Origin of the sequence: uncultured Winogradskyella sp., from assembly GCF_947495255.1 — a bacterium.
Lineage (GTDB): Bacteria > Bacteroidota > Bacteroidia > Flavobacteriales > Flavobacteriaceae > Winogradskyella.
Map to the genome: position 1 here is coordinate 216,351 of NZ_CANLYI010000007.1, position 23,926 is coordinate 240,276.

General features: G+C 33.5%; 17 protein-coding genes. 14 read left to right on the forward strand and 3 right to left on the reverse strand.

Annotated elements, in window-relative coordinates; all coding sequences use genetic code 11:
* The first annotated feature begins 99 nt into the window (after window positions 1-99).
* The 10 genes from Q0807_RS12990 to Q0807_RS13035 all read left to right on the forward strand — a co-directional run bounded on the left by Q0807_RS12990 (window position 100) and on the right by Q0807_RS13035 (window position 18,830).
* The gene (locus Q0807_RS12990; protein ID WP_299110461.1) at window positions 100-987 is read left to right on the forward strand and encodes a phospholipase A; all 888 of its coding nucleotides are present in this window, start codon (window positions 100-102) and stop codon (window positions 985-987) included.
* 119 nt (window positions 988-1,106) lie between these two features.
* On the forward strand, window positions 1,107-3,986 hold the full coding sequence (locus tag Q0807_RS12995) for an AsmA-like C-terminal region-containing protein (RefSeq protein WP_299110462.1): 2,880 nt from the start codon (window positions 1,107-1,109) through the stop codon (window positions 3,984-3,986).
* A 105-nt stretch (window positions 3,987-4,091) separates the two neighbouring features.
* Window positions 4,092-5,819 (forward strand): T9SS type A sorting domain-containing protein, encoded by a 1,728-nt coding sequence (locus Q0807_RS13000; RefSeq protein ID WP_299110463.1) that lies wholly within the window; start codon window positions 4,092-4,094, stop codon window positions 5,817-5,819.
* Between the two features lie 505 nt (window positions 5,820-6,324).
* Window positions 6,325-9,153, forward strand: a complete 2,829-nt coding sequence (gene uvrA, locus Q0807_RS13005; protein ID WP_299110464.1) for an excinuclease ABC subunit UvrA — start codon at window positions 6,325-6,327, stop codon at window positions 9,151-9,153.
* 117 nt (window positions 9,154-9,270) lie between these two features.
* Window positions 9,271-9,957, forward strand: a complete 687-nt coding sequence (locus Q0807_RS13010; protein WP_299110465.1) for a TIGR00730 family Rossman fold protein — start codon at window positions 9,271-9,273, stop codon at window positions 9,955-9,957.
* Between the two features lie 51 nt (window positions 9,958-10,008).
* A complete protein-coding gene (locus tag Q0807_RS13015; protein WP_299110466.1) occupies window positions 10,009-11,280 on the forward strand; it encodes an endonuclease/exonuclease/phosphatase family protein in 1,272 nt (423 codons plus the stop codon).
* On the forward strand, window positions 11,277-14,117 hold the full coding sequence (locus tag Q0807_RS13020; protein ID WP_299110467.1) for a metalloprotease: 2,841 nt from the start codon (window positions 11,277-11,279) through the stop codon (window positions 14,115-14,117). The genes Q0807_RS13015 and Q0807_RS13020 overlap by 4 nt, the downstream gene beginning before the upstream one ends.
* A 154-nt stretch (window positions 14,118-14,271) precedes the next feature.
* Complete coding sequence (locus Q0807_RS13025; RefSeq protein WP_299110468.1) at window positions 14,272-16,683, forward strand: thiamine pyrophosphate-dependent enzyme; 2,412 nt, start codon at window positions 14,272-14,274, stop codon at window positions 16,681-16,683.
* Between the two features lie 166 nt (window positions 16,684-16,849).
* Window positions 16,850-18,280: a hypothetical protein gene (locus Q0807_RS13030; protein WP_299110469.1), complete on the forward strand. Its 1,431-nt coding sequence runs from the start codon at window positions 16,850-16,852 to the stop codon at window positions 18,278-18,280.
* Window positions 18,281-18,353: 73 nt separating this feature from the next.
* A complete protein-coding gene (locus Q0807_RS13035) occupies window positions 18,354-18,830 on the forward strand; it encodes a hypothetical protein (RefSeq protein WP_299110470.1) in 477 nt (158 codons plus the stop codon).
* Between the two features lie 38 nt (window positions 18,831-18,868).
* Here Q0807_RS13035 and Q0807_RS13040 read toward each other — a convergent pair whose 3' ends face one another.
* Window positions 18,869-20,029, reverse strand: a complete 1,161-nt coding sequence (locus tag Q0807_RS13040; protein WP_299110471.1) for a THUMP domain-containing protein — start codon at window positions 20,027-20,029, stop codon at window positions 18,869-18,871.
* Window positions 20,030-20,084: 55 nt separating this feature from the next.
* Between Q0807_RS13040 and Q0807_RS13045 the strand changes: the two genes are divergently transcribed.
* The 4 genes from Q0807_RS13045 to Q0807_RS13060 are packed head-to-tail and all read left to right on the forward strand — an operon-like array spanning window position 20,085 to window position 22,397.
* On the forward strand, window positions 20,085-20,816 hold the full coding sequence (locus tag Q0807_RS13045; protein ID WP_299110472.1) for a bifunctional 2-polyprenyl-6-hydroxyphenol methylase/3-demethylubiquinol 3-O-methyltransferase UbiG: 732 nt from the start codon (window positions 20,085-20,087) through the stop codon (window positions 20,814-20,816).
* Window position 20,817: 1 nt separating this feature from the next.
* Window positions 20,818-21,492 carry a ZIP family metal transporter gene (locus tag Q0807_RS13050; protein WP_299110473.1) on the forward strand — a complete coding sequence of 225 codons (675 nt, stop codon included), beginning with the start codon at window positions 20,818-20,820 and terminating at the stop codon, window positions 21,490-21,492.
* Window positions 21,493-21,921, forward strand: a complete 429-nt coding sequence (locus tag Q0807_RS13055; protein ID WP_299110474.1) for a DUF4268 domain-containing protein — start codon at window positions 21,493-21,495, stop codon at window positions 21,919-21,921.
* A gap of 23 nt (window positions 21,922-21,944) precedes the next feature.
* On the forward strand, window positions 21,945-22,397 hold the full coding sequence (locus Q0807_RS13060) for a DUF1569 domain-containing protein (protein WP_299110475.1): 453 nt from the start codon (window positions 21,945-21,947) through the stop codon (window positions 22,395-22,397).
* 17 nt (window positions 22,398-22,414) lie between these two features.
* Here Q0807_RS13060 and Q0807_RS13065 read toward each other — a convergent pair whose 3' ends face one another.
* Window positions 22,415-23,026 carry a trimeric intracellular cation channel family protein gene (locus tag Q0807_RS13065; RefSeq protein ID WP_299110476.1) on the reverse strand — a complete coding sequence of 204 codons (612 nt, stop codon included), beginning with the start codon at window positions 23,024-23,026 and terminating at the stop codon, window positions 22,415-22,417.
* A 166-nt stretch (window positions 23,027-23,192) separates the two neighbouring features.
* Complete coding sequence (locus Q0807_RS13070; RefSeq protein ID WP_299110477.1) at window positions 23,193-23,918, reverse strand: RDD family protein; 726 nt, start codon at window positions 23,916-23,918, stop codon at window positions 23,193-23,195.
* Window positions 23,919-23,926: the final 8 nt, after the last annotated feature.

The window sequence follows — 23,926 nt, forward strand, 5'->3', positions numbered from 1 at the left end:
AACCACAATCTCATTATTTTAGAGGATAAAAAACACGCTTACAGCAAAATAATTAAAATATATAAATAGCTTTGTGCGTTCAATAAAAAAACACAAAACATGATAAAAACGATACTAAGCGCAATCATTCTATTGTTATTATGTTTTAAACTAAATGCACAAGAACTTATTAAGAAACACGCCCCCTTAAAATCCATAACCACGGTTTGGGATTTAGATAAGGCCAACAAACAGGGGACGTTTAAAATTACAGCCTATAAACCTATATATTTTGCGGCTTCAAGATGGTCTGATAGTCCTAACCGACTTCCGTACAGTGAAAATGCTGATTATACCGTAACAGATGAAATTGACTACAACAGTTTTGAGATGAAATTTCAGCTAAGCTTTAAAACCAAACTTGCGGAATCTATTTTATTTGGCGAAGGTGATTTATGGGTTGGTTACACCCAAATAGCACACTGGCAGATTTATAATACGGATATTTCGCGTGCGTTTAGAGAGCTTAACTATGAACCCGAATTAATATTAACCTATCCCTTAAACCTCAGCTTTGCAGGGTTTACGATTAAAATGGCTAGTGTGAGTTTTAATCACCAGTCTAACGGTAGAGATTTACCACGATCGCGCAGTTGGAACCGTGTGATGTTTAATATTGCTATGGAACGAAAAAACCTCACCGTATTTGTAAAACCATGGATTAGGCTACCAGACGCTGAAGACGAAAACCCATTAATAACAAGTTATGTAGGTAATGGTAGTGTTACGGCTATTTATAAATTGAGAAAGCATACGTTTTATGCTATTGCTACCAATTCTTTTTCGTTTAAAGATAATCGCGGAAGCCTTCAATTTAACTACCTCTATCCCATTAACGATAATCTTAATTTACACGCCCAATTCTTTACAGGTTATGGCGAAACCTTAATTGATTATAACCATTACCAAAACACTATTGGTTTAGGCGTTTCTTTTTCTACGTGGTAAGCGTTAAAACTTCACAATACTTTAACAGTTTTATAAGTATATAGGCTAGTCCGACTGTTTTTTGTGTTGAAAAATAGAGTACTTTTGACCGTTAACGCTGAAAAGTGACCCTAGCTTTTATGGAAAAAGACTCTAAAAAGAAAACTCTAATAGGCAAAATCTTGAAGTGGATTTTAGCAATTCTCGTATTTTTATTGGCAAGTATGTTTGCTATACCTTCGTTATTTAACGATTTTATTTCGAATGAAATAAAGAAAGGTATTAATGCTAATTTAGATACAGAACTAGAATTTAAGGATTCTGAAATCTCATTCTTTAATCATTTTCCGTCCTTAACGTTTTCGTTTCAAGATGTTAATTTGGCAAGTTCCGAACCTTTTAAAAGTACCTCATTAATTAAAGCTGGAGAAATCGGTTTTGGTATTAATGTGTTTAAGCTCATTTTTTCGGACAAAGTAGAAATCAAAGAAACCTACATCTCTGATTGTAACATTACGCTTATAAAAGATAAGTTTGGACGTTACAATTACGATGTTTACAAAAATGCAGACACCACAACCGTTGCCCAAGACACAAGTGCTTCTGGACTTCATTTAAAACTAAGACGTCTTAAAATTGAAAATGCTTCTGTACACTACCAAGATGATGATTTAGGTATTACCATCGTTTCAGAAGGCTTAAATTATAATGGTAAAGGCGGATTAGATAATGGGAAATTAAAACTAGGTTCTAAATTAAATATTGATAATGTCGATGTGGTTTTTGACCATATTGATTACCTCAGCGGAAAGCAACTTAAAGCGCGATCATTCACCATATATGATACCGAAAACCTATCTATAGAACTCGATAAAAACACCATTTCGCTTAACGACCTTGATGTTAATTTTGAAGGTAAACTCGATGTATTTGATGATGGTGTGGCTTATGACATCCTCTTTAATACAGAAAACGGTACTATGGAAGCTTTAGTGAGTGCGTTACCACCAAAATATGCAGAATGGTCTAAAAGTGTGAGCCTTAATGGTGATTTGGATGCGCAATTGCACCTCGCAGGTTTTTCAGGCACTGTGCCAGAAGCATCACGTATTAATCAAACGGATTTAGATGTTGCTGTTAGTGATGGAACAATAAAACATAAAGATGCTGCACAAGCTATTGAAGCCCTTAATTTAAAATTTAAAGGACGTTTAAAAAACGACTGGATAGATTTGCAATTAGATGACCTTAACTTTTCACTAAATAACGAAAAAACAACAGGACAACTGCATGCTGAAGGATTTATAGATTCGTTGTATGTAAAGTCGACTATTGTGTCTAAAATTAATCTCGATATTTTAAACGAAACCTTACAATTACCAGACCTTAATTTTAATGGCGTATTGACCACAAATGTAAATGTAGATGGTATTTACCAACCACACGATTCAAAATTACCAAAGACCCAAGGCTTTTTTAAATTAACCGACGGTAGTTTACAAACCTCCGGACATCCAGAACCCATAAAGAACATAACTTTAGACGCGGTTGCTGAAAACCCTGGTGACACCTATGAAACCTCTTCTTTAGTCATTAACGCTTTTAACTTTAGTTTTCTTGATAATCCATTTACGAGTTCTGGTTATTTTAAGAATTTCGACAATTTAGATTATAGTATTATTGGCAAAGGTGATATTGACTTTACAACACTAAACCAAGTGGTAGAATTGCCATTTTTAATTAAAAGCGGACAACTGCGTGCAGATGTTAATTTAAAAGGAAATATTAATCAACCACAAACCCAAAACACTAATAGTGGTACGTTAGCGCTTAATGGTATTGAAATTGAAACCAACCTATTACAACAGCCTGTATTTATTAAACAAGGCACGTTTACTTTCTTAAATGATAAAATGGCATTTTCTAACTTAGCCGTAAGACACCAAACTTCTGCCGTTGAATTAGATGGCTATTTTCAGAATTATCTTAATTATGCGCTATATGACACAGGCGTATTACGAGGTGATTTAAAACTGAAGTCTCCTAAAATTGATATTACCGAGTTTTTCCCAAAAGAAGATCAATTAACGCAACAAACAGACAGTATTAACAATACATCAGAAATTGCTAATGTGGTTAGTGGTGTTATGCAAGTCCCAAAAGATTTAGATTTAGTGTTAAACATTGCTATTGATTCTTTACTGTACAATAGTTTAACAATCTCTGCGCTTAAAGGTCACTTAGGTATAAAAAACCAAGGCTTATTCTTAAAAAATAGTACCTTAAACATGGTTGATGGCACCGCTAAATTAGACGGCTTTTACCAACCTAAAAGTATGACTTCTGCCCTATTCTCTATGGCTATTAACGCCCAGAAACTCAATATAGAAAAAGGGTACAACAGTATCGCTTTATTTAAAGAATTGGCACCAGCTGCTGCGCAAGCCTCTGGTATTGTATCTGTAGATTATAAATTATCTGGCACGCTAGACGCTCATATGCTACCTATACTCCCAACCCTTGCTGGTAAAGGCACCTTAAAAGTGCATGATGTAAAATTTGACGGTTACAAACTTTTGGGTAAAGTCTCTGAAAAATCAGGCTTTGAAGCCTTAAATGACCCTAAGATTTCCGAGATTACGATTAACTCTACGGTCAGTAATAATGTATTAGAATTAGAACGCTTTAAGTTTAAAGTACGTCCGTTTAAACTACGTGTAGAAGGGCAAACCACCTTAGATGGCGAATTGAGTTTAAAAATGCGCATTGGGTTGCCGCCTTTAGGGCTTCTAGGTATTCCGGTTGTGATATCAGGTAACAGTGAAAACTTTGATGTAAAACTCGGAAAAAAATCCAAAGACCTAGAAACAGAAACGACCAATGAAGCGACTGCTACACAAGAAGAGCTAGAGCGTTTATCTCATCAGAAAGACGCTATTAGAACTGAGAAATCAACGCATGAGATTGATAAAATACAGAAAGATATTAAAAGTATAAAGTCAGATTCGTTAAAGAAATAATCTGTTTATCTTTTTAAAACTTATTTTTAGTCCATAACATATTTATTTTATGCCGTTTACAAATCATTCATTACCAACAACTTAGAGGTGAAGAAATTATATACAATGAATTTAAAAACCAAAATATTTTATTTACCGCTACTCCTTCTTTTTACACTGACCTTACAGTCGCAATCTTCTGCGATTACTATTGATGGTCTTTTTGATGATTGGGATGCGAGCTTAACCACTTACACAGACACCAATACAGCTATAAGTGGTATTGATTTTATAGAGCTACAAGTCACCAATGATGACGAGTTTCTGTTTATAAAAATCAAAGCCAATATAGAATTTGATTTAACAGACAATTTAATTGCTCAGCAAGTACGCCTCTTTTTAGACACCGACAATAATGCAAATACAGGCTATAGCATACAAACGGGTTATGGCTCTGAAGTTGGTATTATTTTTAAAGAATTATTTGCCCATTATAATGTGAGTCCATATTCTGAAATAGACTTTTCAAGCTTAAAATTAAGAGCTGCACCAACCGTCACCTCTAACGAATTTGAAATTGCCATAGGACGACACCAAATACCAGATGGTATTAATCCATTATTTACATCACCCACTCTAAAAATCTTATTGAAAAACGACGAGAACTCTGATAAAATCCCTAATGAAGGGCTAACCTTTTCTTATACTTTTGACGACACACCTGTTACGCCTTACACACCTATTGACATTATTAAATCTAATGCTTCTGATATTAGATTGCTCGCTTACAATACGTTATTTAATGGCTTAGATGATACGGACAGAGTGGATAATTTTGAACACATCATTAAAGCTATTTCACCAGATGTGGTAGGATTAACGGAATGTTGGGATACCTCTGCTGCCCATGTAAAGTCACTTTTTGACACATGGTTTCCGTTAAGCACAGCACATGGCTGGTATGCTGAAAAGCTTGGCGGACTCATTACGGTGTCGCGATGGGAAATTATACAACAATGGACCAGTCTTACAAGGCAATTTCCGGTTTTAATAGATTTACCAAGCACTTACCCTACCGATTTATTATTTACCAATGCCCATTTAAATTGTTGTGATGCTGATGACTTAAGACAAGACCAAGGCGATCAATATGCCGCTTTTATTCTAGATGCTAAATCTCCAGGCGGTATTATCACCTTAGCAGAAAACACACCGTTTATGTATTCAGGAGACTTAAACTTAGTTGGCTATTCGCAACAATTAACCACATTAAAAACTGGAGACATACAAAACACCGCTACTTATGGTACTGGTGCTCTATTAGACTGGGATGATACGGCTCTTAAGGAAGAAAATTGTTTACAAACCGAATTGCGTATGGCCTATACTTGGAGATCCGACAATGAAGGTTTCCCTCCTGGTAAACTAGATTTCATTATTTTTTCGGACTACACATTAACGGCTCAAAAATCTTTTGTTTTACAAACCGAAGTAATGCCAGATGAACGTCTAAGTTTATACAATCTTAATGCCTTTGACACTGGGAGTGCCTCTGACCACTTTCCTGTTGTAGCTGACTTTTCAATCAATACCAATTTAAGTACCGTACCATTTACACTTGCTGAAAGCACCATGTATCCCAATCCTTCAAAGGGCGTAGTGCATATAGATTTAAAAACCTCTAACACCTATACGATACAGGTTTTAAATACTTTTGGAACCATTTTAATGACGAGGTCTATCGATTCAAAATCTACGGTATTGAATCTTGAATCGTTTCCCTCAGGATTTTATTTGATCTCTATACAAAATGCTGAAGGTGATAAAGTGATTCATAAACTTATCAAAAACTAGTTCATAAGTCAAACCCGCTAATAATTTACCGAATACTATTGTTTACTTTAGAACAAATATGATTAAAACTTCTTTATTCATTTTGCCTTGATGCAAAACGAACCAAAAAATCAAAACGATTTGTTAGGAAGTTGCTAAAGCACCATTCGCTGATATATTAATGAGTTTGGTTTTTAATTTATAAAATATTCCAATCCTTGATATAGAAATTAATAAGATTTGTAGCTCATTACTTCTGAAAATCGTTGGTTCCGACTGTGTCGGAATTTCAAGTACGATAGTAGCTTAGGGTTTTAAATAGTATTTTTCATTAGATAACAATTTTATTAATAATGATTTTGGGGAATTGCCAAGTGTAACGCATATAAATAAAATCAAGTTACTGTTGCCCAAGCTTCATACTGAGACTCAGACTGAAAACTGTAAAGAAACCTTCACAACAATTTAACAACTAAAATTGTACCTTTGCATCTTTCCAAAAACAATAGAAGGACTTACAACATATATGAGCCAATTCAACGATTCCATTGAAGTAAAAGGAGCACGCGTTCACAACCTTAAAAACATAGACGTTACCATACCGAGAGAGAAACTAGTGGTTATTACTGGTTTATCTGGTAGTGGAAAATCTTCATTGGCTTTCGATACTATTTATGCTGAAGGCCAACGTCGTTATATTGAAACATTCTCGGCTTATGCACGTCAATTTTTAGGGAGTTTAGAACGACCAGATGTTGATAAAATTGATGGGCTTTCGCCTGTTATTGCTATTGAGCAAAAAACAACCAGTAAATCGCCGCGTTCTACTGTTGGTACCATTACTGAGATTTATGACTTTCTGCGTTTACTCTATGCCAGAGCAGCAGATGCTTACAGTTATGAAACTGGTGAGCAGATGGTGAGTTATAACGATGCGCAAATAAAAGACTTGATTTTAGAATCGTATAAAGGCAAACGCATTAACATTTTATCGCCTGTTATTCGTTCTCGTAAAGGGCATTATCGTGAATTATTTGAGCAAATTGCTAAACAAGGTTTTGTAAAAGTGAGAACCGATGGTGCTATTGTAGACCTTGAAAAAGGGATGAAACTAGATCGTTACAAAACCCACGATATTGAAATTGTTATTGACCGCTTAAAAATTGACGATAACAAAGACAACGAGAAACGTTTAATGGAATCCATAAATACAGCCATGTATCATGGTGATGATGTATTAATGGTGATTGACCAAGACACTAATGAACCTCGTTTTTTTAGCCGTAATTTAATGTGTCCTTCCTCTGGTATCTCTTATCCAAATCCAGAACCGAATAACTTCTCTTTTAATTCACCAAAAGGGGCTTGTTCTAATTGTAATGGTATTGGCGAATTGTATGTGGTTAACGACCAAAAATTAGTTCCAGACGATTCACTATCTATAAAAAACGGCGCCCTTGCACCACATGGACCACAAAAGAAAAGCTGGATTTTTAAACAGTTTGAAACCATAGCACAGCGTTTTGACTTCTCATTAAACGATGCCTGGAAAGACATCCCAGAAGAAGCTAAACAAGTTATTTTACATGGTGGAAAAGATAGATTTACGGTAGAAAGCAAATTACTTGGTGTTACCAGAGATTACAAAATAGATTTTGAAGGTGTTGCTAATTTTATAGACAGTCAATACAACTCTAACTCCACATCTTTAGTGCGCTGGGCTAAGGAATATATGGATAAAATTGAATGTCCGGTTTGTAAAGGGTCGCGTTTACGTAAAGAATCCCTTTATTTTAAAGTTGATGGCAAAAGTATTGCCGATTTGGTAAACATGGATGTTGTAGAATTAGGACTTTGGTTAGAAAACCTAACCGAACGTCTTAGCAATAAACAACAACAAATTTCAGCAGAAATCATTAAGGAAATTAGAAATAGAGTGCAGTTTCTTTTAGATGTAGGTCTTACCTATTTATCGCTTAACCGCAGTTCTAAATCACTATCTGGAGGCGAAGCCCAACGTATTCGTTTAGCGACCCAAATTGGTTCGCAATTGGTTGGTGTACTTTATATTTTAGATGAACCCAGTATTGGTTTACACCAACGTGATAATGAAAAACTTATTAATTCCTTAATATCGTTGAGAGATGTTGGGAATTCAGTGATTGTTGTAGAGCACGACAAGGATATGATAGAACGTGCAGACCATGTTATAGACATTGGTCCTTTTGCAGGCAAACATGGTGGCGAAATTATAAGTGAAGGCACACCTGAAGAACTTTTAAAACAACATACTCTAACTGCAGCTTATCTTAATGGTGAAAGGGCTATTGAGATCCCTAAAACACGACGAAAAGGCAATGGTAAAAAATTGGTTTTAAAAGGCTGTACAGGTAATAATTTAAAAAATGTAGATGTTGAATTTCCTTTAGGAAAAATGATTGGTATTACAGGTGTTTCAGGAAGCGGGAAATCGACCTTAATTAACGAAACCCTCTACCCTATTTTAAATGCGCACTATTTTAATGGTGTAAAAAAACCAATGCCTTACAAAAGCATCAAAGGATTAGAACATTTAGATAAGGTTATTGACATTAATCAATCACCAATTGGGAGAACACCAAGAAGTAATCCGGCAACATACACCAAAACTTTTGACGAAATAAGAAGCTTATTTTCTAAGATTCCTGAAGCGATGATACGAGGTTACAAACCAGGTCGTTTTAGTTTTAATGTAAAAGGAGGCCGATGTGAAACATGCCAAGGAGGAGGATTACGTGTTATAGAGATGAATTTCCTTCCGGATGTTTATGTGGAATGTGAAACGTGCCAAGGCAAACGTTTTAATAGAGAAACTTTAGAAATTAGATACAAAGGCAAATCCATTAGTGATGTGTTGAATATGACGATTGAAGAAGCTGTTAGTTTCTTTGAGAATATTCCTAAAATTCATAGAAAATTAAAAACGATTAAAGATGTTGGCTTAGGCTACATAACTCTAGGCCAGCAAAGTACCACGCTTTCTGGTGGTGAAGCACAACGTATTAAGTTAGCTTCAGAATTAAGCAAACGCGATACTGGTAATACATTTTACATCTTAGATGAACCAACCACAGGTTTACATTTTGAAGACATTAGAGTCTTGATGAAAGTCCTTAATAAGTTAGCAGACAAAGGCAATACCGTTTTAATTATTGAACATAATTTAGATGTTATTAAGACCGTTGACTATATTATTGATATTGGATACGAAGGCGGAAAAGGTGGTGGAAATGTAGTTGCCAAAGGCACACCAGAACAAATTATAAAGGATAAAAAGAGTTATACAGCTAAATTTTTGAAGAAAGAGTTGAATTAACAATATATTGACAATTTCAGTATAAAGAAGTTATTAATTTATAATTACTTTAGCGAGTTGCAAAAAAATAATTAAACCTTACACAATTTAAGATTACGAATAATAAGTATATAACAAATGATAAACGAAATAAAAAATAAAGGCTGGAACGAAATAAAAACAAACGACTCATGGGCGATTTTTAAAATCATGGGCGAATTTGTAAATGGTTATGAAAAGCTTAGTAAAATTGGTCCTTGTGTTTCTATTTTTGGATCAGCAAGAACCAAACCAGATCATAAATATTATAAATTAGCCGAAGAAGTTGCAAGAAAAATTGTAGACCAAGGTTATGGTGTGATTACAGGTGGTGGACCAGGTATTATGGAAGCCGGAAATAAAGGGGCACATATTGCAGGCGGAACTTCTGTAGGTTTAAATATAGAACTTCCTTTTGAGCAACATGACAATCCTTATATTGATAATGACAAGAGCTTAGATTTTGATTACTTCTTTGTTAGAAAAGTAATGTTTGTAAAATACTCTCAAGGTTTTGTTGTTATGCCAGGCGGTTTTGGAACATTAGATGAATTATTTGAAGCGATTACATTAATACAAACGCACAAAATTGAAACCTTCCCTATTATTTTAGTTGGGAAAGAATTTTGGGGTGGACTCATGGATTGGGTAAAATCTACATTGCTTGACGCTGGTAACATTAGCGAAAAAGATTTAGACCTTATTCACCTTGTGGATTCAGGCGATGAAGTTATAGAAATCCTAAACAACTTTTATAAAGAATCTGGTCTTAGTCCTAATTTCTAATATGAAATTAGCTAAGACCAACTAAATAAACACTAATTTCATTTCAATGCTATGAAAAAGAAAATTCTAAGTGTTTTAACGCTATTGCTCATCTCACTTTCTAGTGTCTCTGCACAAGAAAGCTTTAAGGTGATGTTTTATAATTTATTAAATTACCCATTAGAGGATGCTGTGCCAAATAGAATCAATGATTTGGCATATATTCTCAATGATTACCAACCCGATTTGTTTTTAGTTTGCGAGCTTAATAATATCTCTGGAGCTGTTGACGTTTTAAATACTGCAAAATCAGCGATTAGTAACGATTTTGAAATGGCTACTTACGTCTCCAATACATCAGATGATTATTATGGCGATCAAAATGATTTACAAAACCTGCTTCTATTTGACAGTACTAAATTCAGCTTAATAGAAGAAATTATTGTACAAACTATATTAAGAGATTTTAATGTTTATCGGCTAAGATTAAATACTGAAAATCAAGATACAGACCCTATAGAATTATATGTTATTGTTTGCCATTTAAAAGCTTCTAGCGGAACTTTAAACGCTCAAAAACGATTTGAAATGGTAGAAAATTTAGAAATTTACTTAGAGACTTTACCTAGCGATACTAATGTATTATTAGGAGGCGATTTAAATCTATATACATCGAGTGAAGCTGCTTTTCAGACTTTATTAAGTGACACTAATAACATAACGTTTGTAGATCCACCTAACCGTGTTGGTAGTTGGCATAACAACTCAAGTTATGTCGATGTATTTTCGCAATCTACACGCACACAAACAGGCTTTGGAGGCACCACAGGTGGTTTTGATGATCGTTTCGATTTTATCCTAACCTCTGAGAATATGTTAAATACCGCGAATGTGACGTATGTACCAGACTCTTATCAAGTCTATGGTAATAACGGATTAGTATCTTGTTGGAATAAAGCTATAAATTCTTCCGAATGCGAAACCACAGGTTCACAATTTTCGTATACCTTAAGAAATCATCTTCATAATTTTAGCGATCACCTTCCTGTGACCTTATCATTAGAAACTGATGCTAATTTTTTAAGTATCAACCAATATGAAACTATTGCTAATTTCAGTTTAGACAGCAACATCATACGAGAAACACTAGCCATAAATTATCATCTTAATTATGGCAATGTATCGTTATACATTTACAATAATTTAGGTCAAAAAGTTAAAACGTTTCAAACCAATATAGATGCTAAGCAGTATTTTGATGTTTCTGATTTACAAGATGGCCTTTATTACTTAACGCTTTCTAATAGCCATTTAAATCCTATAAAATTCATAATTTCTAATTGAAGACTTCACTAACTATACTCATCTTAATCTTTGTTTTTAGCTTCACTAGTGTTGCTCAAAACGCTCTGGACATTTCGGCAAATGTAGATGTGGATACTAAAACCATTAGTGTTGATCAGACTATAGTTTACAAAAACGAAACTAATTTAGAGCTTAAAGAAATCTATTTAAGCGACTGGAACAATAGTTACTCAACTAAAACCACACCTTTAGCCAAACGATTTGAAGAAGAATTTAGCACCAAGTTTCACTTAGCAAAAAGTGAACAACGTGGTTATACACTTGTTACATCTATAAAAGATGAGGACAGTACATCTTTAGAACACACTAGGTTAAAAGAACATCCAGATGTTATTAAAGTTACTTTATCTAAGCCATTAAAAGCAGGTGCCTCATATCATATTAACTTAAACTACAGTCTCTTAATACCAGATGCAACTTTTACAGATTATGGCGTTACAAAAAATCAAGATTTTCAATTAAAATACTGGTACATCACACCAGTTGTGTTTGATGGTAAATGGCATTATTACAGCAACAAAAACTTGGATGATTTATTTATTCCGAAGTCGGACATTACACTTAGAATCACTTATCCAAGAAATTACAAAGTCACGTCTGAGTTAGATTTTAATAACTTAGAGTCTGATCTTAAAAACCTAACACAAACCATTACGCTATTTGGCAAAGACCGAATAGACACTTATGTCGCTATAGAAAAATTTCCATCCTTTGGCTATGTGCGTACAGATAATTTTACGCTTGTCTCTAACATCTATGAACGAGACATTCCTGCTCCAGAAAAGGCTATAATAACAGATAAAATTACAAGGTTCTTAACTGAAAACTTAGGCGAGTATCCACATCAGCTCTTGTTAGTGTCTCGAATTGATTACCAAAAGGATCCGCTTTATGGATTAAATCAATTACCCGATTTTTTTAGACCTTTTCCTAACGATTTTCAATACGAATTAAAACTCCTTAAAACGGCCTTAACAAAGTATACAGATAATGTTCTGCTGCTCAACCCAAGAAAAGAGCATTGGTTAAGTGAAGGGCTTCAAATCTATTATTTAATTAAATATGTTGAAGAAAACTATCCTGATAAAAAACTACTAGGAACTTTAGCAGATGTTTGGGGCATAAGAGCTTTTCATGCTTCAGATTTAGATTTCAACTTTCAGTATTTTCTTTATTCTATGGAAATCGCTAGAAAGAATAGAGATCAACCTATTTCGACCTCAAAAGATTCATTGACAAAATTCAATGCTAACATTGCAGGAAAATACAAAGCAGGTGTTGGTCTTAATTATTTGGATCATTTTACAGACGATATTAGTTTAGCTAAAAACATTACCGAATTTTTAAAAGCCTATCAATTAAAGTCAGTTAAAATTGATGATTTTGAAGACTTTATAAAATCAAAAACAGATAAGAATATCGATTGGTTTTTTACAGATTACATTAAGACGCGAAAGAAAATTGATTTTAAAATCTCTTCAATTGAATCCACAAAAGACTCCCTAAGACTGACCATAAAGAATAAGCGTAAAAACTCCATGCCTATTTCTCTTTTTAAATTGAAAAACGATTCGGTTATAGATCAATTATGGATTGAAAACATACAGGGCAAAAAAACAATAACCATCCCAAAAGACAGTACTGAAAAATTTGCTTTAGATTATGATAACGTTATACCAGAATATAACCAACGTGATAATTACAAAGCTGCCAATGGTTCCTTCTTAAACAATAAACCATTACAAGTAAGATTATTTAAAGATATCGAAGACCCTAATTACAACCAGATCTTTTTTATGCCATTGGTTGAGTTTAACAATATATATGATGGTTTAACATTAGGTACTAAGGTTTATAATAAAACAATACTGAGAAAACGTTTAAATTATCGTTTCTCTCCGCAATATGCTACAAAATCAAAAGCAATAACAGGCTCTACCTCTATTTTTTATACGCACAATATTGAGAACAAAAACCTATATGATATTAGTTATGGCATTACAGCAGGTTACCAATCTTTTGCGCAAGATGCTTTTTTTACTAGAATACGACCTTTAGTATCCTTTAGTTTTAGAAATGACAATGATTTTAGATCAAATACTGTAGATAATATTACTGCAAGATATGTAAGTATAAAAAGAGAACTTGGTGAAAATGCAACGGTTATTGTTGATGAACCAGATTATGGTGTTTTTAATTTGAGATACACCCACTCTAATCCAGGCATTATAAATTTCTCTAAATTTAATACGGATTTTCAAATCGCTGATAAATTCAGTAAACTGGCAGTTAATTACGAATTTAGAAAACTAACCAAAAGCAACAGAAATATAAACTTCAGGTTTTACGCTGGTTTTTTCATAGATAACCACTCTGATCCAACTGACGATTATTTTAGCTTTGCATTAGACAGACCTACAGATTATTTGTTTGACCTTAATTATTTAGGACGCTCGGAAGCCGCAGGTCTATTTAGTCAACAACTTATAATTGCAGAAGGTGGTTTTAAATCGCAATTAGAACCCGCATTTGCCAATCAATGGATGACCACTGCTAATTTCAGTACATCAATTTGGCGTTACATACAAGCCTATGGTGATTTAGGGTTAGTAAAAAATAAGTTTAGTAATGCTAAATTTGTTTATGACTCTGGTATTAGATTGAATCTTGTAGAAGACTATTTTGAAATATATCTACCTATTTATTCAAATTTAGGATGGGAAATAGCACAACCTAATTACGATCAAAGCATTCGCTTTATGTTTACGGTAGATCCACAAGTACTTCTGGGTCTTTTTAGAAGGAAGTGGTATTAACAAATTCTTATTGAAATGTTAAAATATTGCTCATAATTACATAATCCCTAAGAAAAATACGTTTTTACAAATAATTACGCATCATTATAACAGATTAAGCTATTGCATAGCACCTTTAAATTTTGTACTTTTGTTAGATATAATCTAAGCCTACATGAAGACAAAACCTAACACAAAAACAGAAATTACATTCGATGATTTTAAAGCGGAAGTTTTAAATGATTATAAACTTGCTGTCACCAGTAGAGAATGTAGTTTGTTAGGTCGACGAGAAGTTTTAACAGGTAAGGCAAAATTCGGGATTTTTGGAGACGGAAAAGAGATTCCGCAAATCGCTTGGGCTAAGGCTTTTGAAAATGGCGATTTTAGATCTGGTTATTATAGAGATCAAACTTTTATGATGGCTATTGGAGAATTAACCATTGAGCAATTTTTTGCAGGTTTATATGCCAATACCGATTTAAAAGAAGAACCTATGTCTGCAGGTAGACAAATGGGAGGTCATTTTGCTACCCATAGTTTAGATAAAAATGGCAATTGGAAAAATCTAACAGCGCAAAAAAACTCTAGTGCAGATATCTCTCCAACCGCAGGCCAAATGCCTAGACTTTTAGGATTAGCGCAAGCGTCTAAAATATATAGGCAAGTTAAAGGTATTGACACTACTAATTTTTCAAAATCGGGTAATGAAGTTGCTTGGGGAACTATTGGTAACGCAAGTACTAGTGAAGGTTTGTTTTTTGAAACTATAAACGCTGCAGGTGTTTTACAAGTCCCTATGGTTATTAGTATTTGGGATGACAATTACGGCATCTCAGTACATGCTAGACATCAAACCACTAAAGAAAATATATCTGAAATATTAAAAGGTTTTCAACGTACCGAAGACCAAAAAGGTTACGAAATTTTTAGAGTTAACGGCTGGAATTATCCAGAATTAATGGATACTTACCAACGTGCAGCTCAAATTTCAAGAAAAGAACATGTACCAGTAATGATTCATGTTCAAGAATTAACACAACCTCAAGGTCATTCTACCTCTGGTTCTCATGAACGATATAAAAATCAAGAACGTTTAGCTTGGGAAGCAGAATACGATTGTAACGCGCAAATGCGTAAATGGGTTATTGCTAATAACATCGCTACAGACGAAGAATTATTAGATTTAGAACGCAGTATTAAAAGAGAAGTTAGATTAGCAAAAAAAGAAGCTTGGTTAACGTTTATTAATCCTGTAATAGCAGAATCTAAAGAAGCGATTAATTTATTAAATCAATTAGCGACTACTAGCCCAAATGGCGTTTTTATAAAAAAATTAGTTAATGATTTAGAGGCGATTGACGAACCGTTGAGAAGAGATATTTTATCTGCTTCACGTAAATCTTTACGTTATGTGGTTTCAGAATCATCACCTACGAAAGTTGCCGTTCAAAATTGGATTACTAATTATATTAAAGCCATTCAGCCAAAATACAGTTCTCACTTACATAGCGAATCAGCTCAAAATGCATTAAACCAAGCAGAAGTTCTACCAACTTACGACGACAATGCTACTGACGTTGATGGACGCGTTGTTTTAAGAGAAAATTTTGATGCTATTTTCACTAATTATCCTGAAAGTTTAATTTTTGGAGAAGACGCTGGTTACATTGGTGATGTAAATCAAGGCTTAGAAGGACTGCAAGAAAAACATGGTGAGCTTAGAGTTGCTGATACAGGTATTAGGGAAGCCACTATTATTGGTCAAGGTATAGGTATGTCTATGCGTGGGTTAAGACCCATTGCTGAGATTCAGTACTTAGATTATATCATGTATGCCTTACAGATAATGAGTGATGATTTGGCAACGGTTCAATACAGAACAAAAGGTCGCCAAAAAGCACCTTTAATTGTGAGAACACGCGGTCATAGATTAGAAGGTATATGGCATTCTGGTTCTCAAATGGGTGGAATTTTAAATCTTATTAGAGGTATCCACGTTTTAGTACCAAGAAACATGACTAAAGCTGCTGGATTTTATAACACCTTGCTGGCTAGTGATGAACCTGCTTTAGTTGTAGAGTGTTTAAATGGCTACCGATTAAAAGAAAAACTACCTAATAATATTGGTGAATTTAAAACGCCTATTGGTGTTGTAGAAACCATTAGAGAAGGTGAAGATATTACCTTAGTTTCTTATGGCTCTACATTGCGTTTAGTTGAACAAGCTGCTAAAGAATTACAAGAAGTTGGTATTGATGCTGAAATTATTGATGTGCAATCACTATTACCTTTTGATTTAAATCACGATATCGTTAAGAGTATTGCCAAAACCAACAGAGTTATGGTCATCGATGAAGATGTAAAAGGTGGCGCTTCTGCTTATATCTTGGATCAAATATTAAATGAGCAAAATGCCTTTGAATATTTAGATAGCAAACCAAAAACTATAGCCGCACAACCACACAGACCGGCTTACGGAACTGATGGCGATTATTTTTCTAAACCATCTGTTGAAGATATTTTTGAAGCGATTTATGACGTGATGCATGAGTTAAGTCCAGGTGATTTTCCTAAATTGAGATAACAGAACATATTTATAATATAAGAACGCTTTCCTTTAAAAATGGTTAGCGTTTTTTTTGTGTCTTTACTCAAGCCTTATAGCGACTAACAATAGTAATAGATTAATTATTGTATTTTCGTACGCTGATTTATTTCACTAAACAACATCAATCATTAAATAATAAATTATGAAAAAAATTATTCTTGCCTTATTAATAACACTTCCGTTATTAAGTTTTGGTCAAAAAATTAAAGTAAAAAAAGGTATCGTTACTTTCGATGGTAAAGAAGTCGCTAAAGTAAATGATGACACTAGAGACAACTATAAGTTTACAACTTTAAAAGGCGAAAAAGCTTTTGATGTTGTTTTTAAAGGTATGTCTGCCTCAAACCTTGAAGGTTTTCAATGGTTAGAAATGACTTCTGCTGACGGAAAGAAAACAGAAATTCCTTATGAGGTTTTAATGACTTCATTTAGCGTTACTAAATTAATTATAAAGCTACTTAGTGAAAAATATGAGCTTATCACCACTAATGGTATTGATATGGCGAAAGTTGACGAATTCTTTGCTGTAGAGCGCGAAGTGCTAAGTGACAAATATGCTCAAGCTGTAGTTGCTGCAAAAACAGATGAAGCAGAACGTCAAAAAACAGTTGGCAAATACAATCCGTTTGTAAAAGATGATGGTACTATATTATTTGGTGGCTCACAAGGCACTAATATTGTTGGTCGTGCATCGTTTTATAACAACACCTATACTGTAAAAGATTTAGATGGCATTGTTGTAGGTACTGCAAAAGGCTGTTCTACCTGTACAGATGTTGATGCAACGACATACACCGATGATACTTTTAAATTTGATTATGGTTCTAAAACAATGATGACGGGTCGTTTCTCTAGATCATTTGCTCAAATATTTGTAGAAGAATTATTGGGTAGAGGTTACACACTGCAGCACGAAGCTAAAGCCTACAAAAAGAAATTACACAATGAACGTGTCAACGTTGCTAAAGCACAAAGTATTAATCTTTATGGCGTTGCCGGAAAAGTAACTGATGAAGATGGAAAAGTATATTCAGGAACAGTTTTCGCAATTTTTGAAAAACTAGACATCGACCCTTCACAACAAGAAAGTGGTATTTACGAAATGAATTCTATCGATAAATTCGGGAAATTTGTGAGCGTTAAATACAAAAACGAAAAGAATAGAGATCGTATTAAAAAATTCGCAGCTAAGGACAATGTTACGTTTTGTGCAGATGATGAAGGTACAGAAAAGTGCTTTATGGGAATGAAAACAAAGGGTAATGCGCTTAAAAAATTATCTAACGCTTCTAACTTAGGTTTTGACAACTCTTACTTCTACGAAATCATTTATGAAAAAAATGGACACATGGTTTTATCTAAACCAGGTGAAGAAGGGACTTACGTCTTAAAATTTACAGATCAGAAGGTTGGCTTTATGGTTGACAGTAGAAAAAATGATAAAATCTCTGAAAAACTAGCCAAGTTTGTGGCTAATTGTAAAAGTTTATCTGAAGATATCAGCAATGGCGAGTTTGATTTAAGCAACTTAGATAACTTAAAGCAAATTGTAGATGAGTATTGTAAAAAATAATCATTAATACATATTATAAAATTTTAAGGAAGGCATTTTTGTCTTCCTTATTTTTTAGCATTAATTTTAAAGCATGAAGATTGAATCTATCGTTACCATTAAAAAGGAATTAAAGCACTTATCTCAAGAAGAACTTCTAGAACTTTGCTTACGCTTAGGGAAATTCAAAAAAGAGAATAAAGCCTTACTTACTTATTTATTGTTTGAGTCTCATGATGAAGACGGTTACATCGCTAGTGTAAAACTTACTTTAGATGAACTGTTTGAAGGTATTAATTCAGATAGTTACTTCTACATGAAGAAAACGATTCGGAAAATCCTGAGACAAATCAGAGTTTATAGCCGCTATTCCTTAAAGAAAACAACCGAAGTAGAACTCCTACTCTACTTTTGTGAACAAATGAATGAATTAAAACCTTCTATACACAGAAATACCACATTGAGTAACCTTTACGAACGCCAAGTTCTTTCAATTAAGAAAAAGATTAGCGTTCTGCATGAAGACTTACAGTATGATTATAATATGCAATTGGAAGAATTGGAGCGTTAGACTTTTAAATCTTTAGAATCTTAGATTTTTTAATTCCTTTAAAGATTCTTCTTAGCCTTTTTACTTCCTTCATACATTTCGTACTTCACTAACCTTGCTTCAAGTTTTGCATTAAAGACTTTAATTTTACGAGATGGACGTAATCCAACAAATTTTAAAGCTTCTAGATTAGAAGTAATTAACCATGCGTTTGTATTTGGGTAACCATGTTTTAAGGTCGTTCCAATATCTCCATAAAATTCTTCGACATTTAAGTTTTCTAAACGTTCGCCATATGGTGGATTAAAAACCATGTGAAGTTTATCGTTTCCAGATTTACGAGTTTTAAAGAAATCTTCATGCTGAATATGAATAAATTCATCTAAATGCGCATTCTTTATATTCTCAATGGCCTTAGTAACTGCTGAAGGCGATTTATCGTAACCTAATATTTTATAATGGAAATCGCGCGTTTTCTTCAAAAGCGATTCTTCAATTTTTTCAAACAATTCAACATCCCAATCTTCCCAGCGCTCAAAAGCAAACTCCTTTCGCATTAAGTTTGGCGGAATATTACATGCAATCATTGCAGCTTCAGCTAACATGGTTCCACTACCACACATTGGGTCCATAAAATCACTTTGTCCATCCCAACCGCTCATCATTATTAATCCTGCAGCTAAAACTTCGTTTATTGGAGCAATATTAGTTGCAGATTTATAACCTCTTCTGTGTAAAGATTCACCAGACGTATCTAACGAAATTGTACAAACCTGACGATCTATATGCACATTAATTTTTAAATCAGGAAAACGAAGATCCACATCAGGACGTACACCTTCTAAATCTCTAAAACGATCTACAATAGCATCCTTTGTTTTTAAAGCTGTATAAAGCGAATGCGTAAACACACTATTATGTACAGTGGCATCTACAGCCAAAGAGCCTGTTGCTTTCATAAAGTTTTCCCACTTCATGCTCTTTACGTTTTTGTAAAGGTCATCTTCTTTTGTAACTCTAAAAGAATGAATAGGTTTTAGGATTTTAATCGCAGTTCTAAGACCTAGATTCGCCTTATACATAAAGCCCTTATCACCAACAAAACTGACATTTCGCACACCCTTTTCTACTTGCGTAGCGCCAAGTTGCGTAAGTTCATTTGCTAAAATATCCTCGAAGCCAAATAATGTCTTGGCTAACATTTTGAAATTATCTTCCATATACTACCTTAAATAGATTGCAAAAATACAGTATTTTTGCAGTACATTTTACATTATGAGTAAATCAACTGAACAATGGTACGCATCTTGGTTTGACACACCTTACTACCATATTTTATATAAAGACAGAGATTATACAGAAGCCCAAGGTTTTATGGACAATCTCACCAACTATCTTAACCTGCCAGAACACGGAAAAATCTTAGATTTAGCCTGTGGAAAAGGCAGACATTCCGTTTACCTAAATTCTTTAGGCTACAATGTTACAGGTGTAGATTTATCTGAGCAAAGTATTGCACACGCTAAACAATTTGAAAATGAAACGCTAAAGTTTAATGTGCATGATATGAGTAAACCATATCCAGATACATTTGATGCTGTTTTTAATCTCTTTACTAGCTTTGGGTATTTTGAAGATGAAAATTGTAATCTTAAAACAATTGAAGCCATAAAAGCAGAACTTAATGAGTTTGGCTTTGGTGTCATTGATTTTATGAACACTAATTACGTCATTGAAAATTTAGTTGCAGAAGACACAAAAACAGTTGAAGGCATCGATTTTCATCAAAAACGTTACGTAAAAGATGGTTATATAATTAAAGATATTAATTTTGAAGCTGATGGTGAGCAATTTGAATTTCAAGAACGTGTTAAAGCGTTTACTCTAGAAGATTTTCAAGCATTGTTTGACGAAGCAGGTGTTTATCTATTAGATATTTTTGGTGATTTTAAATTAAAAAAATACCATTCTAAAACTTCAGAACGCTTAATTATGATTTTTAAGTAAAATGAATAGCTATTTATTACCTTTATTAGCCGTCATCATTGGTGTAATTATTGCTTTTTTAACTAAAAAGCAAAATTCTATATACACCAAATTACTATTATCTTTTAGTGGTGCATTTTTATTAGCACTTACGCTTTTCGATTTATTGCCAGAAGTGTATCATCATTTAGATGCTAAACAAACTGGTTTATACATAATGTGTGGTATTTTGCTTCAAATTATCTTAGAATTTTTCTCTAAAGGTGCTGAGCATGGCCACGTACATATTCATAAAGACGACACAGAATTTCCTTGGCTACTCTTTGTTAGTTTATGCATTCATAGTTTTTTAGAAGGTTTTCCAATTCACCAACATAACGATATGGTTTATGGTGTTTTAATTCACAAAATACCTATTGCTATTTTAATTACTGCATTTCTATTAAAGTCTAGTTATAGCAAGTTCCAAATTATTAGTTTCTTAGTCATTTTTGCTGCTATGACACCTTTAGGAACTTTTATCTCTAACCACTCTAGTGTTATGGTAAATTATGTAGATGTCATTAATGCCATTGTTATTGGTATCTTTTTACACATTTCTACGACTATATTATTTGAATCTAGTGAAGGTCATAAATTCAATTTATCTAAGTTAGTGGCTATTTGCTTCGGTATTTTAATTGCTTATTTTATTTAAATGTTTTCAAAAGAAGAATCAAGATTACTAAGACAAGAATTCTGGACAAGCTTCGGAAAGTCATTTCCAAGGAAATGGCTTTTGTATGATACTAAAATAAAAGGAGTTGCTTTTAAATTTCATTTTGATACTAAGTATGCCTTGATTGCTTTAGATTTAGAGGATGATTTAGAAAACCGCATTAATTGCTGGGAAAAACTTGAATCTTTAAAAGGCATTTTAAAAAGTGAATATCTACCAGAAGCTATTTATGAAGAAGAACATTTTCTAGACAACGGAAAAGAGATATCACGTATTTACTTACCTTTAGAACAAAAAGTCTCAATACATAACAAAAATACTTGGCGAGATGTTATGGAATTCTTCAATGAAAACATGAATTTATTTGAAGCCTTTTTTGAGGAATACAGAGATATGATTAAAGGCTAATACACTAACAAAAAACAACTGAGATGAAAAACATTTTTGAAAAGGCTATAACAGACGAAGTTATTGAACGTATTAACCAACTTAACCCAAGCACAAAACCAAATTGGGGAAAAATGTCTACTGATCAAATGTTGGCGCATTGTAATGTTACTTATGAACTAGATTTTGAAGACAAACATCCAAAACCAAAAGGATTTAAGAAATGGATGCTTAAAACATTTGTAAAAAACATAGTTGTTAGCGAAAAACCATATAAAAGAAATGGTCGTACTGCACCAGAATTTCTAATCGCGAGTGAAAAAGACTTTAATTTAGAAAAAGGACGACTTATCGCCTATATCAATAAAGCCCAAGAATTAGGAAGTGATTATTACGACCAAAAGGAAAGTCATTCTTTTGGAAAACTGAGTAAAACAGAATGGAACAATATGTTCTACAAGCATTTAGACCATCACTTAACGCAGTTTGGTGTTTAAGCAAAGTGTGAATTAGCTTAGTCTTCCTTTTTGTATAGACTAGGTAAACTAATCTTAAAACGTACAGCAATCAATCTCACAATAATTACGACCAAACCAGCAATAACGAAAAGATAATTTTCATCATTTAAAAACTTCCTTAAGATAAAGTAAGTAAGTCCTCCTAAAATACAAGCTGTGGCATAAATTTCTTTTCTAAAAACCACAGGAATCTCATTACACAACACATCGCGTAAAACGCCTCCAAAGCAAGCTGTCATAGTACCAAGTGCAATACAAATTATAGGGTGCAATCCTGCATTGAGTCCGGTTTCTACACCAACCAACGTGTATAATGCGATACCAATAGTATCAAATAAAAACAGTGATTTTCTAAGATAATTAATTCGTTTTCTAAAAACAACCGAGAACGCTACAGAACCAATAATGACATAAACAAATGTCATATTTTTCATCCAGGAAACGGGCTCTATGCCAATCATTATATCTCTTAATGTTCCACCACCAACAGCAGTTACAAAAGCAATGATGAGTACACCAAATGGATCCATGCGTTTATTCATCGCTATTAATGCACCTGAAATGGCAAAAGCTATGGTTCCTAATATATCTACTATTTGAAAAAACATAAGGGTTGATTTAATACAATGCTATCACATTTTGCGAAATTGAATACTCCAATTTTTTTTTGATGATTCCAGCTCTTGCTGGAATTTGGTTTTCTGAGATACTATGGCTTCACTAAGCATAAGTGATTTGCTAACTTTTTCAAAAACAGGAAAAACTGCTCTCTACTTACATATTCTGAGTATAATAATTATAATCTTTCAGAATAGTATCAATAAACTGAACATCATATAACTTAGATTCAATCTGCAAGGTATCGCAAATCTTTTTCTTTAAAATAGTCAATGTTTTAAAATCATTATTCTTTTTAGAAATGGTGTATGCATCTTTTATAATTCTAACATCCTTATCTGTTAGTTGTGTTACGTTACTAAAAACAGGCTCGTAATCATCACTAATATCTTCAAGAATTGTACTGGTAATTTTGTGTTTCTTCTTCACGCTAATCACAACGGTTCCAGCCGCTGCATCACCTACACGTTGCTTTTTGTCAGACAACAAAATACTTAAAACGCCTATAGATGGCGAAAAAATCCATAAATCAACGATTCTAAGCATCCAACGCACAAAGAAATTATACCATTCTGTTGGTGAACCATCAACGCTTACTACTTTAATTTTCAAAATCATTTTCCCAATGGTTTGTCCACCAAAAAGAATATGACAAATCACTGAATAAAAAAGCGCTGGTAAAGTAAACAAACCTAAAAACCCTCGCCTTGTCCAACTATCTGCATCAAAAATTTCAGAAACAGAAATAAGACTCTCAATAATGGTCATATAGGTTAACAAAATAATCCCATCTATTAAGAATGCGACAATACGTTCACCTAAACCAATTAACTTATAATCTAAGTTGACATTTTGTGCCGTGTTAATTGCTAATTTGCTCATGGAAATGT

Excerpts from the sequence above, each read along its gene's own strand:
- Q0807_RS12990 (WP_299110461.1), top strand. The coding sequence starts at position 100 with ATGATAAAAACGATACTAAGCGCAATCATTCTATTGTTATTATGTTTT.
- Q0807_RS12995 (WP_299110462.1), top strand. The coding sequence starts at position 1,107 with ATGGAAAAAGACTCTAAAAAGAAAACTCTAATAGGCAAAATCTTGAAG.
- Q0807_RS13000 (WP_299110463.1), top strand. The coding sequence starts at position 4,092 with ATGAATTTAAAAACCAAAATATTTTATTTACCGCTACTCCTTCTTTTT.
- uvrA (WP_299110464.1), top strand. The coding sequence starts at position 6,325 with ATGAGCCAATTCAACGATTCCATTGAAGTAAAAGGAGCACGCGTTCAC.
- Q0807_RS13010 (WP_299110465.1), top strand. The coding sequence starts at position 9,271 with ATGATAAACGAAATAAAAAATAAAGGCTGGAACGAAATAAAAACAAAC.
- Q0807_RS13015 (WP_299110466.1), top strand. The coding sequence starts at position 10,009 with ATGAAAAAGAAAATTCTAAGTGTTTTAACGCTATTGCTCATCTCACTT.
- Q0807_RS13025 (WP_299110468.1), top strand. The coding sequence starts at position 14,272 with ATGAAGACAAAACCTAACACAAAAACAGAAATTACATTCGATGATTTT.
- Q0807_RS13030 (WP_299110469.1), top strand. The coding sequence starts at position 16,850 with ATGAAAAAAATTATTCTTGCCTTATTAATAACACTTCCGTTATTAAGT.
- Q0807_RS13035 (WP_299110470.1), top strand. The coding sequence starts at position 18,354 with ATGAAGATTGAATCTATCGTTACCATTAAAAAGGAATTAAAGCACTTA.
- Q0807_RS13040 (WP_299110471.1), bottom strand. The coding sequence starts at position 20,029 with ATGGAAGATAATTTCAAAATGTTAGCCAAGACATTATTTGGCTTCGAG.
- Q0807_RS13045 (WP_299110472.1), top strand. The coding sequence starts at position 20,085 with ATGAGTAAATCAACTGAACAATGGTACGCATCTTGGTTTGACACACCT.
- Q0807_RS13050 (WP_299110473.1), top strand. The coding sequence starts at position 20,818 with ATGAATAGCTATTTATTACCTTTATTAGCCGTCATCATTGGTGTAATT.
- Q0807_RS13055 (WP_299110474.1), top strand. The coding sequence starts at position 21,493 with ATGTTTTCAAAAGAAGAATCAAGATTACTAAGACAAGAATTCTGGACA.
- Q0807_RS13060 (WP_299110475.1), top strand. The coding sequence starts at position 21,945 with ATGAAAAACATTTTTGAAAAGGCTATAACAGACGAAGTTATTGAACGT.
- Q0807_RS13065 (WP_299110476.1), bottom strand. The coding sequence starts at position 23,026 with ATGTTTTTTCAAATAGTAGATATATTAGGAACCATAGCTTTTGCCATT.
- Q0807_RS13070 (WP_299110477.1), bottom strand. The coding sequence starts at position 23,918 with ATGAGCAAATTAGCAATTAACACGGCACAAAATGTCAACTTAGATTAT.